Here is a 13,219-nt window from a genome sequence, read left to right on the forward strand (position 1 = left end):
GGTCATATCGATGTCGTGTGCACGCAAGCGGGCGGCCGTCCCCCGACACTGCAATTCCTCTGACGCCACGAGCCAGGGGAGAGCACATGGCACACGACTCGCACCAGCAGGCCATACGAGCCGCGGCCGCACGTCTGGGACGCCGCCGCTTCCTCACCGTCACCGGGGCCGCCGCCGCGCTCGCGTTCACCACCAACCTGCCCAGCGCCCACGCCGCGCAGGTGTCCCCGCGCGCGCTCGCCGACAACCCCTTCACGCTCGGCGTGGCCTCCGGCGACCCGCTGCCCGGCTCGGTCGTGCTGTGGACCAGGCTGGCGCCCCGCCCGTACGAGCCCGGCAACGGGCTGCCCGAAGAGGGCACCGTCAAGGTCGAGTGGGAGATCGCGCGCGACGAGAAGTTCACGCGCGTCGCCCGCCGGGGGACCACCTCCGCGCACGCCGAGTTCAACTACACGGTGCACGTGGACGCCAGCGGGCTCGAGCCGGACCGCGTCTACTGGTACCGCTTCCGGGCCGGGAACTGGACCAGCCCGGTCGGCCGCACCCGCACCACCCCCGTCCTGGGCGCCAAGGTCCGGGACGTGCGCTTCGGCCTGGTCTCCTGCCAGGCGTACCACGACGGCTACTTCACCGCCTACCGCCACCTGGCGGACGAGGACCTGGACGCCGTCTTCCACGTGGGCGACTACCAGTACGAGTACGCGGTCAACTCCGTCGGCGGCGCCCGGAAGTACACCGACCGCACCCTCCCCGCGGTGTTCAACACCGAGACGATGACCCTCGAGGACTACCGGCTGCGGTACGCGCTCTACAAGTCCGACGAGGACCTCCAGGCCGCTCACGCCGCGTTCCCCTGGTTCGTCACCTGGGACGACCACGAGACCGAGAACAACTACGCCGACGACATCGACGAGAACGGCGGCCCCTCGGACGAGTTCCTGATCCGCCGCGCCGCCGCCTACCGGGCGTACTGGGAGAACATGCCGCTGCGGATGCCCCAGCAGCCGGACGGCGCCGACATGCGGCTCTACCGCCGCTTCCACTACGGCAAGCTGGCCCAGTTCGACATCCTCGACACCCGGCAGTACCGCTCCAACCAGGCGTACGGCGACGGCTGGCAGTACCCCGGCCCGGAGTCCGAGGACCCCGCGCGCACCCTCACCGGCTCCGCCCAGGAGCGCTGGCTGCTGAGCGGCTTCCAGAGCTCCACCGCCACCTGGAACGTACTGCCGCAGCAGGTCACCTTCTCCCAGCGGAAGAACACCACGGCCGCGCGCTCCCAGCTCTCCATGGACTCCTGGGACGGCTACCCCGCCTCCCGCGAGCGGATCCTGGCCGGTGTCGAGCAGGCGGGCCTGGAGAACTTCGTGGTGCTCACCGGCGATGTCCATGTGCACTACGCCTTCGACATCAAGAAGGACTTCGACGACCCGGCCTCCCGGACCCTGGGCGTGGAGTTCGTCGGCACCTCCATCAGCAGCGGCAAGGACGGCGCCGACAAGCCCGCCAACTGGGCCACCTACATGGCCGCCAACCCGCATATGAAGTTCTACAACGGCCGGCGCGGCTATGTGACGCTCTCGCTGGACGAGGAGCGGGCACGGGCCGACTACAAGACCGTCTCCGCGGTCACCACCCCGGGCGCGCCGCTCACCACGGCGGCGTCATTCGTCAGCGAGGCCGGGAACCCCGGCCTCAAGCAGGTCTGACGAACGGGCGGGCCCGGCGCGCACCCCAAGCGCCGGGCCCGCCCGGTTCACACCTCACACCCCGTCACCCCACGCCCTCGTCCTCGCCCGGATAGCGCACCCCGAGCCGCTCCCGCGCCGCGTCCAGGGTCCGCATCACCGCCAGCGTGCCGTCCAGCGGCACCAGCGGGGACTCCGTCTCGCCCGCGCGCAGGCAGCGCATCACCTCCGCCGCCTCCCGCTGGTAGGAGCGCAGCCCGTCCACCGCCGTGATCTCCTCCGGATCCCGGCCGGGCCGGTGCAGTACGAAGCGCTCGGGGTGGAAGAAGCCGCGCGGGAACTCGATCCGCCCCGCGGTGCCCGTCACCGCCGCCGTCATCGGCGTATCCGCGGTGATCGAGCAGGAGAGCAGCGCCACCGCCCCGCCGTCCCAGCCCAGCGCCAGGCCCGTGTTCACGTCCACGCCCTCGGGGGAGAGCTGACCCACCGCCCGTATCTCGTCCGGTGCGCCGAGCAGCAACTGCGCGAAGGACACCGGATAGACGCCGAGGTCCAGCAGGGCGCCGCCGCCCAGCGCCGGATCGCGCAGCCGGTGGTCCGGGTCGATCGGGCCGGGCAGCCCGAAGTCCGCGTGGATCGCCCGGACCTCACCGATCGCGCCGTCGTGGACCAGCTCGGCCATCCGGCGGACGACCGGATCGCAGTACGTCCACATCGCCTCCATCAGGAAGCGGCCCCGGTCCCGGGCCAGGTCCACCAGCTCCTCGGCCTGACGGACATTGAGCGTGAACGGCTTCTCGCACAGCACCGCCCGCCCCGCCTCCAGGCACAGTCCGGCCGCCTCCCGATGGGCCGAGTGCGGGGTGGCGACATAGATCACATCGATGTCGTCATCGGCGGCCAGCTCCGCCCAGCCGCCGTAGGCGCGGGATATCCCGAACCGCTCCGCGAATCGCTTGGCCGACTCCGGGCGGCGCGAGCCGACCGCGATGACCTGCGCGTCCGCCATCTCCAGCAGATCCGTGGTGAACGAGGCGGCGATCCCACCGGTCGCCAGAATCCCCCACCGCACGGCCCTTGACCCGCTTGTCCCGGCCATTCCGACCCCGTTCCCCCCTGTCCACAGGAGTTCGACCCCATTCGAATTGCTGAGAGCATAGAGACGCATCAACGACTCATGGAAGGTACGCATGCAGCAGCCCGGCCAACCGGCCGCCGCTCCCACCCGGGCCGACCGTCCCGGAACCTTGTCCCCCGACACCTCCGCCGCCTCCCGCACCTCCGCTGCCGCCCTCCCCGGGCTCACCGCGCAGCGCCGTACGAGCCTCCTCGTCACCCTGATCCTCGGCGGGCTCACCGCACTCCCGCCGCTGTCCATGGACATGTACCTCCCGGCCCTGCCGGAGGTCACCGACGGGTTCCACAGCTCGGCCGCCACCGCCCAGCTCACCCTCACCGCCTGCCTGATGGGCATGGCGCTCGGCCAGCTCGCCGTCGGCCCGATGAGCGACCGGTGGGGGCGCCGCCGTCCGCTGCTCATCGGCATGGTGATCTACGTCATCGCCACCGCCATCTGCGCCTTCGCCCCCACCGCCGGGCTGCTCATCGGCTTCCGGCTGCTCCAGGGGCTCGCGGGCGCGGCCGGCATCGTGATCGCCCGCGCCGTGGTCCGGGACCTCTACGACGGCATCGCGATGGCCCGCTTCTTCTCCACCCTGATGCTGATCTCGGGCGTGGCGCCCATCGTGGCCCCGCTCATCGGCGGCCAGATCCTGCGCTTCACCGACTGGCGCGGGGTCTTCGCGGTGCTCACCGTGATCGGCACCCTGCTCACCTTCGTGGTCTGGCGGTGGCTGGGCGAGACGCTGCCGCCCGAGCGGCGCCAGGACGGCGGGCTCGGCCAGACCCTGCGCACCATGCGCGGGCTGCTCGCCGACCGCGTCTTCACCGGCTACATGCTCGCGGGCAGCTTCGCCTTCGCGGCGCTCTTCGCCTATGTCGCCGGGTCGTCCTTCATCGTCCAGGAGATCTACGGCGCCTCACCGCAGACCTTCAGCCTGCTCTTCGGGCTGAACTCGATCGGCCTGATCGCCACCGGCCAGCTCAACGGCCGGGTGCTGGTCGGCCGGGTCAGCATGGACAAGGTGCTGATGGCCGGGCTGGTCGTGATCACCGTCGCGGCGGCCGTGCTGCTCGTGCTGGCCTCCGGGGTCTTCGGGAAGGCCGGTCTCGTCCCGGTGGCCGGGAGCCTGTTCGTGCTGATGTCCGCGATGGGCCTGGCCATGCCGAACACCAACGCCCAGGCCCTGAACCGCACCCCGCACGCCGCCGGTTCCGCCTCCGCGCTGCTGGGCACCTCCACCTTCCTGCTGGGCGCCGTCGCCTCCCCGCTGGTGGGGATCGCGGGGGAGACCACGGCGGTGCCGATGGCCGTCGTACAGCTCGTCTCCGCACTCGCGGCCATCGCCTGCTTCGTGGGACTCTGCCGTCCGTGGCAGCGACGTACCAAGCAGAGCGTGACCGTGGTCTGACCCGGCTGCTGGAGATCGTCAGGGCGCTTCCCGAAGGGGAGCGCCCTTGGTGTTCGGGGGTGGCGCTGGCCGCCGGGACCGCGTCGGGCCCGCTGGCCGAGGAGTCCTTCGGCTGGGCGGTGCGCTACGCGGCGTACGACGAGCGGGCCGACCGGGGCGTGGAGCTGCCGCGCGAGCGGTGGGTGCCGGTGCGCCACGACACCCTCTTCGACCTCGCCTCGCTCACCAAGCTGTGCACCACGATCGTGGCGCTGCGGGCCGTCGAGCGCGGGCTGATCGCGCTGGACGGGCGGGTCGCCGCGTACGCCCCGGAGTGCACGGCCGCCGCCGAGCACGGCATCACCGTGCGGCAGCTGCTCACCCACACCTCGGGGCTGGTTCCCGAACTGCCGCTGTACGAGGAGGACGGGGTGCGGCGGCGGTGGGCCCGGCTCGCGGCCGAGCCGCCGGTCACCCCGCCCGGCACCGCCCGCCGCTACTCCGACCTCAACTTCCTGCTGCTGCAGCGGGTGCTGGAGCGGACCGCGGGGCGGCCGCTGGACCGGCTCGTCCAGGAGACGGTCACCGGCCCGCTGGGCATGGCAGCCACCCGCTTCACCCCTCCCGCCTCCTGGCTGCCCCGGATCGCGGCCACCGAGGACCAGCGGCGGCCCTGGGGCAAGGCGGACCGGGGGATGCTGCGGGGCGTGGTGCACGACGAGAACGCGTGGGCGCTGGGCGGGGTCGCGGGCCACGCCGGGCTCTTCTCGACCGCCGGGGACCTGGCGGTGCTGTGCCGGGCGCTGCTGGCCGGCGGCGGGCCCGTGCTGTCGCCGGATTCCACCGAGCTGATGCTGAGCGCTCCTGGGCTGGGGTTCGAGGTCGACCAGCCGTGGTTCATGGGGGAGTTGGCGGGGCGGGGTGCCGCGGGGCACACCGGGTTCACCGGGACGAGTCTGGTGGTGGACCGGGCCCGCGGGGTGTATCTGGTGCTGCTCGCCACGACGGTGCATCCGCGGAGGCGGCCCGGGGACAGTGGGCCCCGGGCGGCGGCGGGGACGGCGTTGGCGCGGGCGGTGGAGTGAGGGGCGCCCGCCGCGTGGGGGGCTCCGCCCCCTCGACCCCCGCCGGGGCTCCGCCCCGGACCCCGCTCCTCAAACGCCGGAGGGGCTGGATTCCTCCGGTGGCCAGACGTCGCCCCAGGACACGTCGCGGGCGGCCCGGTACAGCGGGCCCTGACGCTTGGTCACCGTGGTGCGGGCCAGCCCCGCCTCCGGGGCGCACAGGTCCAGCAGCACCTGGCCCTTGCGGATCTGCGGGCGGCGCACCACCCGCGCGTCGGCGGGCGCGGCGTCGAACCGTACGGCCGCGACATAGCTGAACTTCTCGTCCTCGTACGGCAGCGAACCGCCCTTGACCTGCCGGTGGAGGGAGGAGCGGCGGACCCGGGCGGCGAAGTGGCACCAGTCGGTGCCGGGCTCGATCGGGCAGGCCGCGCCGTGCGGGCAGGGGGCGACGAGGCGCAGCCCGGCCGCCAGCAGCCGGTCCCGCGCCTCGCGGATCCGCAGATAGCCGTCCGGGGTGCCCGGTTCGATCAGCACCACGGCCTCGGCCGCGCGCGCCGCCTCGGCCACCACGGCCTTCCGGTCGGCCTCGGTCAGCTCGCCCAGCACATAGCTGACGGTGACCAGGTCGGTCCCGTCCGGCAGTGCGAGCCCGTCCCCTATCGCCCGGCGCTGCCAGCGGGCGGTGCGCAGTGCCTCGGAGGGCGCCTGCCCGGCCAGCTCGCGGCCGAGGGCCAGCGCGGGCTCGGCCCAGTCCAGGACGGTGGTGGTGTGCCCGTCGCGCGGCCAGGTGGCGGCCACCGCCCAGCTCGCCGCGCCCGTACCGCCGCCGATGTCGATATGCGAGGCCGGGGCCCAGCCGGGCGTGCGGGCGCGGAAGGCGGCGAGCGCGGCGCGCACGGCCTCGAAGGTCGCGGGCATCCGGTACGCGGCGTAGGCGGCGACGTCGGAGCGGTCGCGCAGCACGGGAGCGTCGGTCGGGGTGCGCCCCCGGTAGTGGCCGATCAGCCGGTCGACCGCCTGGGCCGCCTGGCGGGGCGGCAGACCGTCGAGCAGACCGGCGAGCGCGGTCTGCGGCGTCTCGTCGGTGCGGGTGGCGTCGGGGGCGTGCATTCGGCGGATTCTACCGGCGGGAGGGGCGCCTTCGGCGCCTGGGCCGGGGCCTCTCAACTGGGCCGGGGCCTCTCGCGGGGGCCGCGCTGCCCCCGGGCGGCGCCCTCGCCGCCTGGGCCGGGATCCTCGCCGCCTGGGCCGGGATCCTCCCACGCGGTCCGCTGCTCCCAGGGCCGCCCCCGCATCGCGGACCGGGGGCTGGGCCGCCCCGGGGCCGGGGGCCTCACGGGCTCCCGCTGCCCTCAGGGCCGGCCTCATCCAGGGTCGGCCTCGCCGTCCGGATCCAGGGTCGGCCTCGCCTCCGGGCCGGGTACCTCCCGCGCGGTCCGCCACCTCCCCCGCCGTCCGGGCCGGGCCACCGGTCGGCCCCGTTCACCCACCGCCGTCGGCTGTCGCTCACCTTCCGCCGAGCGCCCGCGAGGTCCGTACGGGTGTGGAGACCAGCAGGGCCGGTGCGTCCGTGATGATGCCGTCGCACCCCAGCCGCAGCATCCGGTCCCGCTGCGCCGGGGTGTCCACGGTGTGCGCCCACACCCGCGGTATCCCGGAGGCGACGGCCCGGCGCACGTCCTTGTCGCGCGCCCGGTAGTCGACGTCCAGCAGGTCGACGACGCCACGCCAGTCGCGCGGGGTGTCGGTGCGCATCTGCCGGGCGGACCGCCACAGCTGGGTCAGCAGCCCCTCCCGGTGGGCCTGGCGGGCCACCTCGGGGCGGTTGCTGTTGACGTAGACGGAGTGGACCAGACCCCGGTCGCGGATCATCCGCGCCAGCCGCGGCAGGCTTTCGGGGTCCTTGGCCTCCACCATCAAGGTGATCCGGCCGCCGAAGCGGTCCAGCGCCTCGGCGACGGTGGGCGGCCGCTCGGGTCGCCAGGTGCCGCGCAGGGAGGGGTCGGGGCGCAGCCGGACGTCCCGCCACTGGGCGGCGGTCAGAGCCCGTACGGGCCCGGTCCGGTCGGTGGTGCGGTCCAGCGTCGCGTCGTGCATCACCACGAGCGTGCCGTCCCCCAGCATGCGGGTGTCGAAGTCGAGGACCTGGACGTCATGCCGGCTGAAGGCACTGGCCAGCCCGGACATGCTGTTCTCGGGCACTTCCAGGGCGCCGCCGCGGTGCGCGGTGTAGACGACGGCGGGCTTGCCGGCCGACGGCGCCGTGAGCGCGGGCTGCAGCCGCGCCGGTTCGCCGGCCGGGGGTATGAGACGTCGTACGGACGGACGAGCGGTGGGGTGGGCCGCGACGGCCGCCGGTATGGACAGGCCGAGCACCACGACGGCGGTCAGAAAATGCCTGCTGATCATAGTTGGAACGCTAGGGGTGAGATGTCGTGGATGCCCTGATATCGACACCCGGTCGAGGTGGTCTCACCCACCCCGGATGCGGACACCGGCCACTTCCGGAGCAGGATGGTGGCAGCATTGATCGGGTACCGGCCGTACCGCCGGTACCGGCGGTACCGGCGGTGAAGCGAGGCGGTAGATGGAACGCAAGGGCAGGTTCTCCCAGTGGCTGCGTCGGCCGAGGAGCGGAGCGGGCGGCGACCACGACACGGGAGCGGGCGCCGGTGGCGTCCGCGAGGACCTGCTCATGGCCGCCGCGGCGGCGGGATTCCCGCTCGCGCCGGCCGCCCACCCCTCCGGTTACGGCTGTTCCTGTGACCGCATCGGCTGTCCCACCCCGGGCCGCCACCCCGTCTCGTTCGCCTGGCAGACCCAGGCGACCACCGACCCGGACAAGGTCGCGCAGTGGCTGCGCGCCGATCCGCGGGCCAACTTCATCACCGCCACCGGCATCGTCCACGATGTGCTCGACGTACCCGCGGACGCCGGGCGGCTGGCCCTGGAGCGGCTGGGCGCGGCCGAGGTCGAGGTCGGGCCGGTGGCCACGAGCAGCGGCGATGTCCAGCAGGGGCGGATGCTGTTCTTCACCGCCACCCGGGGCACGCCGGATGACGAGGACGAGTGGTGGCCCTGTGAGCTGGACTGCCACCCGGAGACGATGGACGAGCATCCGGGGCTGCGGTGGCATTGCCGGGGCAGCTATGTGCTGATGCCGCCCGCGAAGCTGCCGGGGGACGGGCATGTGGGGTGGCTGCTGGGGCCTGAGCGGCCGCTGCCGGATCCGCTGAGCTTGCTTGAGACGCTCACCGATGCGTGTGCCCGCTTCGCGGGCGAGGATCAGGATCATGCGGCCGCTTGGCCCATAGGGCGGTAGCCCTCGCGGTTTCGTTGTCGGGTGCGGGCCGGTGGCCGGGTTGTGCCCACCCGTTCCTCCCCCAGCTACCGCTGGGAGGTGCCCCCTCCGCGGAACGATTGCCCACAACCATCATTCGCCCTTTGCGGCGGTCACCCCTTCCAGGCGGTTCAGGAAGACCACCTTCGGGTCCGCCGCGTCCTTCGCGGGGACCCGCACCGCCGACTCCGAAACCCTCGTCAGCGTCACCGCCTTCTTCGCCTCGCCCGTCATCAGCGCCTTGATCCGCGGATCCGGGTTGGGCCGGAACCCCTTCGCCATCGTCTGCTTCTGCCGGTGGTGCGAGGAGAAGAACACGATCGCCCCGCCGTCCGAGGTGCGCAGCCCCACCGGGGCGTCCTGCGCGCCCCGCGCCGGGGTGTCGATGTACTCCGTCCAGAACTTCGGGGTGCGCAGGAACTTCTTCCGGGTGTCCCGCAGCCCCGAGGTCGACTGGCCGTCGGCGAAGACCGAGCCCTCGCCCGTCATCAGGTAGTCGGTGTACTCCGCGCTCAGCTTGTCCGGCCGGGTCGCCAGCTTCGGGGTCGGCCCCTCGGCCGGGACCGGCTTGGCCCAGCCGTCCTCGTCGGTCGCGAAGTCCGGCACCTCGTCCTGGCTGAGGATCGACAGATACGCGGCCTTCCAGGGCTCGTCCGCACCGCCGCGGGTGAAGACGAACAGCCAGCGGTTGTCGTCGCGGTTGCTGTCGGTGTCCGCGACGAAGAACTTCGGCCAGCCCACCTGCTTGGGGATGCGGTAGGTGACGTCGGACAGCTCCAGCGCCGGGTACTTGGGGTTGCCGTTCGGGGAGCTCGCGTGCTGGGCCTTGAGGTCGGCGGTGGTGATGGCCTCCAGCGGGCCCGTCTCCACCTGGCTCGCCACCGCCGGATCCAGCTCCCGGTACGCCTTGTTGTACGCGTCGGTGAACTGCTTCAGCGCCTTGGGCGCCTCAGCCTTGTCCACCGACGGAATGTTCTCCCGCTCGCCGTGGACCGTCATGCACCCCGTCAGCGTCATCCCCAGCGTCAGCACCACCGCTGCGGTCGGAACTGTCAACTGCCGGCGGGGCGGCCTGCGTGTCATGGGGCTCCGGCTCCCGATTCCTGGGGGCTGCTGTGGACGGCGACACCCTACCGGGACGCAGGAACAGCGCGAGCGTGGGGACCAGATAGAGCGCCCACATCCACACCTGGAGCCAGGTCGGGTCGGGCTGGAAGTTGAAGACGCCCTTGAGCAGCGTGCCGTACCAGGAGTCCGGCGCGATGGTGGAGCTGATGTCGAAGGCCAGCGAGTGCAGCCCGGGCAGCCAGTCGGCCTCCTGCAGATCGTGGAAGCCGTACGCGAGCACCCCCGCGGCCACCACGACCAGCATCGCGCCCGTCCAGGTGAAGAACTTCGCCAGGTTGATCCGGAGCGCGCCCCGGTAGAACAGCCAGCCCAGCACCACCGCGGTGACCAGGCCCAGCAACACGCCGATCAGCGGATCCGCCGTACCGTCGTTGCTCGCCCGCACCGCCGTCCACACGAACAGCGCGGTCTCCAGGCCCTCCCGGCCGACCGCCAGGAAGGCCGTGGCCACCAGCGCCCCGGTGCCCATCGCGAGCGCCGCGTCCAGCTTGCTGTGCAGCTCGGACTTCAGATGGCGGGCGGTGCGCCGCATCCAGAAGACCATCCAGGTCACCAGGCCCACCGACAGGATCGACAGCGAGCCGCCCAGCGCCTCCTGCGCCTCGAAGGTCAGCTCCTGCGAGCCGAACTCCAGCGCCGCGCCGAAGGACATGCTCAAGCCGACCGCGACGGCGATCCCGAGCCACACCGGGCGCAGCGCGTCCCGGCGCCCGGTCTTGACCAGATAGGCGACCAGGATGCACACCACCAGGCTGGCTTCGAGCCCTTCGCGCAGACCGATCAGGTAATTGCCGAACACGGGGTTCGCCTTCCTTGTCGTCGAGGGTCGTCGAGGGTCCTCGAGAGTCGTCGAGGGTTGTCGCGGGGGTCCGTCAGGAGAACAGCGCCCTGCCCCACCAGTCGTCCGCGTCCCGGACGCCCGGCGGGACCGCGAAGATCGCCGAACCCACGTGCTGGATGTACTCGTTGAGCGCGTCCGTGCGGGCCAGCCGCCGCTGCACCGGTACGAACCCGTCCCGTACGTCGCGCTGGTAGGCGAGGAAGAACAGCCCCGCGTCCAGCCGCCCCAGACCGTCCGTGCCATCGGTGAAGGAGTAGCCGCGGCGCAGGATCCGCGCCCCGCCGTTGGAGTCCGGATGCGCGAGCCGGACATGCGCGGTGGGCAGCATCGCCTTCAGATTCGGCTCGTCGCGCTCGTGCTGCCTGCCCTGCGGTGCGCCCTCGCCCTTGTCCCGGCCGAAGACGTCCTCCTGCTCCTTGAGCGAGGTGCGGTCCCAGGTCTCGATGTGCATCCGGATCCGGCGTGCCACCAGATACGAACCGCCGGCCAGCCACGCCGGGCCCGCCTTCCCGCTCACCCACACATGCTTGTCCAGGGCGGCGGTGTCGGTGCCCGCGATGTTCCGGGTGCCGTCCTTGAAGCCCATCATGTTGCGCGGTGTCTGCGCGTCCGGCGTGGTCGAGGACGTCTTGCCGAAGCCCAGCTGCGACCAGCGGATGGCCACCTTGCCCATGCCGATCCGGGCCAGGTTGCGGATGGCGTGCACGGCCACCTGCGGATCGTCCGCGCACGCCTGCACACACAGATCGCCGTCGCTGCGCGCCGCGTCGAGGTTGTCGCCGGGGAAGGCGGGCAGGTCGATCAGCGCCTCGGGGCGGCGGTCGGCGATGCCGAAGCGGTCCTTGCCCTTCTTGTCCGTGAAGAGCGTGGGCCCGAAGCCGATGGTGAGGGTGAGCCGGGACGCCTTGAGGCCGAGCGCCTCGCCGGTGTCGTCCGGCGGTGCCTCCGCCAGATCGCTCACCGCGCCGCCGCCGACCGCGTGCCCCTGGGTCATCCGGGCCGCCGCCTTCGTCCACTCCTTCAGCAGCGCGATCAGCTCGGCGCGGTCGTCGGTGGTGACGTCGAACGCCGCGAAGTGCAGCCGGTCCTGCACCGCCGTGGCGATCCCCGCCTGGTGCGCCCCGTGGAAGGGCACCGCGGCGCCGCTGTCGGCGACCGTTTCGGTGTCGTCCGCACCGCCGCCCAGCGCGGCCGCGGCGCCGCCGGCTGCCGCGGCGCCGAGCGCGAGCCCGGCGCCTCCCCAGCCGATCAGCGCCCGGCGCGAGGGTGTGGTGCCGGTCTCGTCGGTCATGCCAGGGCCCCTCACTTGGTGACGACGGCGGCGGCGAGCCGGGAGAGCGGCTCGGCCAGCGCGTTGACCGCGTCGGACAGCTCCTTGCGCTTGGACTCGGTGACGGTGTCGTACGACACGAAGCCCTCGCCCTCGCGGTACTTGTCCAGCAGCTTCACGACGGCCGCGAACTGCTTGTCCAGCTCCTTGGCCAGCTCCGGGTCGTTGGCGGACGCCACCGGCTTGAGCAGCTTGTACGAGGTCTCGGCGCCCTCGACATTGCCCTCGAAGTCCACCAGGTCGGTGTGGCTGTAGCGCTCCTCCTCACCGGTGACCTTGCCGGTCTGCACCTCGTCCAGCAGCTCCTTGGCGCCGTTGGCCATGCCGGTGGGGGTGATGTCGGCGGTGCCGACGCGCTTCTGCCAGTCCTTCAGGTCCTTGATGAGCTGGTCGGCGAGGTCATGGTCGGCCGCGGTGATCTTCTTGGTCTGCCACAGCGACTTCTCCAGCCGGTGCCAGCCGGTCCACTTCTGGCCCTTCTCCAGACCGTCCTCGCGCACATCGACCTTGGGGTCGATGTCGCCGAAGGACTCGGCGACCGGCTCGGTGCGCTCCCAGCCGACGCGCGAGGGGGCGTAGAGCTTCTTGGCGCCCTCGAGGTCGTCCTTCTTGACCGCGTCGGCGAACTTCTGGGCCACGGGCAGGGTCTCGTCGGCCTGCTGCTGGGTGTAGGCGCGGTACGCGGCCACCGCCTTGTCCAGCCGCGGATCGCGCTTGGCCGCCGCGCCCTTGCCGGTGGCGGACACCTTCTGCCGGATGCCGTGGCCCTTCATCCCGGGCTTGCAGGCGATCTCGTACGAACCGGTCTTGATCTCGGCGCTGATCGAGGCGGAGGTGCCGGGTCCGATGTTCTCCCGCTCGGTGACGATCCGGTCGCCCGGGGCGTAGACGTACACCTCGGTCACCTTGGAGCCCTTGTTCTCCACCGCGAGCTTCACATGCCCGGCGGGGAATGAGGTCTTGGAGACCTCGCACGCGTCGTCGGAGGCGGTGACCTGGACGGCGTCCGAGTCCTTGGCGTCGGACTTCTGGGCGCAGCCGGCGACGGCGGTGATCGTCGCCAGCGCCGATATCGCGGCGACAACGGAGGTGCGAGCGGCTCGCATACGGGCTCCAGACGGAATCAGGACAGGGCGGACAACGGGCGTCGGATAAGGCCGCCCTAACTTAACTGAGCCTTGCCTGTGTAGATCCTATGCAAGGTCAAGGAGTGCCCCGTGAATGGCAAAGGTTTGACCAAGGGGGCTGATTTGAGCCAGTTCAGGGGCCAGAGAGGTGCGAGAACGTGACGCACGCCTCTCAGGGGCGCGGCACC

11 protein-coding genes are annotated in these 13,219 nt (G+C 72.3%); 4 read left to right on the top strand and 7 right to left on the bottom strand.

The genetic code is table 11. The features are described from left to right. Nucleotides 1–86: 86 nt before the first annotated feature. Entirely contained in the window at nt 87–1,709 is a 1,623-nt protein-coding gene (locus J8403_RS30545; protein WP_211125978.1) for an alkaline phosphatase D family protein, read from the top strand. A gap of 64 nt (nt 1,710–1,773) precedes the next feature. Here J8403_RS30545 and J8403_RS30550 read toward each other — a convergent pair whose 3' ends face one another. Beyond that, the gene (locus tag J8403_RS30550) at nt 1,774–2,787 is read right to left on the bottom strand and encodes a Gfo/Idh/MocA family protein (RefSeq protein WP_211125979.1); all 1,014 of its coding nucleotides are present in this window, start codon (nt 2,785–2,787) and stop codon (nt 1,774–1,776) included. 91 nt (nt 2,788–2,878) lie between these two features. Between J8403_RS30550 and J8403_RS30555 the strand changes: the two genes are divergently transcribed. Continuing rightward, nucleotides 2,879–4,219: a multidrug effflux MFS transporter gene (locus J8403_RS30555; protein WP_211125980.1), complete on the top strand. Its 1,341-nt coding sequence runs from the start codon at nt 2,879–2,881 to the stop codon at nt 4,217–4,219. Continuing rightward, the gene (locus tag J8403_RS30560) at nt 4,180–5,283 is read left to right on the top strand and encodes a serine hydrolase domain-containing protein (protein WP_425519840.1); all 1,104 of its coding nucleotides are present in this window, start codon (nt 4,180–4,182) and stop codon (nt 5,281–5,283) included. The genes J8403_RS30555 and J8403_RS30560 overlap by 40 nt, the downstream gene beginning before the upstream one ends. 69 nt (nt 5,284–5,352) lie before the next feature. On the opposite strand, the gene J8403_RS30565 is transcribed toward J8403_RS30560, so the two are convergent. Together J8403_RS30565 and J8403_RS30570 are read right to left on the bottom strand one after the other, a co-directional pair. Further along, a complete protein-coding gene (locus J8403_RS30565; protein ID WP_211125981.1) occupies nt 5,353–6,375 on the bottom strand; it encodes a small ribosomal subunit Rsm22 family protein in 1,023 nt (340 codons plus the stop codon). Between the two features lie 396 nt (nt 6,376–6,771). Continuing rightward, nucleotides 6,772–7,674, bottom strand: a complete 903-nt coding sequence (locus J8403_RS30570; RefSeq protein ID WP_211125982.1) for a glycerophosphodiester phosphodiesterase — start codon at nt 7,672–7,674, stop codon at nt 6,772–6,774. 178 nt (nt 7,675–7,852) lie between these two features. On the opposite strand from J8403_RS30570, the gene J8403_RS30575 reads away from it, so the two are divergent. Further along, the gene (locus tag J8403_RS30575; protein WP_211125983.1) at nt 7,853–8,587 is read left to right on the top strand and encodes a bifunctional DNA primase/polymerase; all 735 of its coding nucleotides are present in this window, start codon (nt 7,853–7,855) and stop codon (nt 8,585–8,587) included. Between the two features lie 111 nt (nt 8,588–8,698). Here the strand turns inward: J8403_RS30575 and J8403_RS30580 are convergent, their stop codons facing one another. The 4 genes from J8403_RS30580 to efeO form a co-directional block, all read right to left on the bottom strand. After that, complete coding sequence (locus J8403_RS30580; protein WP_485129829.1) at nt 8,699–9,622, bottom strand: SCO2278 family lipoprotein; 924 nt, start codon at nt 9,620–9,622, stop codon at nt 8,699–8,701. Continuing rightward, the gene (efeU, locus tag J8403_RS30585) at nt 9,555–10,532 is read right to left on the bottom strand and encodes an iron uptake transporter permease EfeU (protein WP_211125985.1); all 978 of its coding nucleotides are present in this window, start codon (nt 10,530–10,532) and stop codon (nt 9,555–9,557) included. The genes J8403_RS30580 and efeU overlap by 68 nt, the downstream gene beginning before the upstream one ends. Nucleotides 10,533–10,605: 73 nt before the next feature. Next, entirely contained in the window at nt 10,606–11,865 is a 1,260-nt protein-coding gene (efeB, locus tag J8403_RS30590; protein ID WP_211125986.1) for an iron uptake transporter deferrochelatase/peroxidase subunit, read from the bottom strand. Between the two features lie 11 nt (nt 11,866–11,876). After that, a complete protein-coding gene (gene efeO / locus J8403_RS30595) occupies nt 11,877–13,010 on the bottom strand; it encodes an iron uptake system protein EfeO (protein WP_211125987.1) in 1,134 nt (377 codons plus the stop codon). Nucleotides 13,011–13,219 lie beyond the last annotated feature (209 nt).

The sequence above is a fragment of the Streptomyces yatensis genome (assembly GCF_018069625.1).
GTDB classification, from domain to species: domain Bacteria; phylum Actinomycetota; class Actinomycetes; order Streptomycetales; family Streptomycetaceae; genus Streptomyces; species Streptomyces yatensis.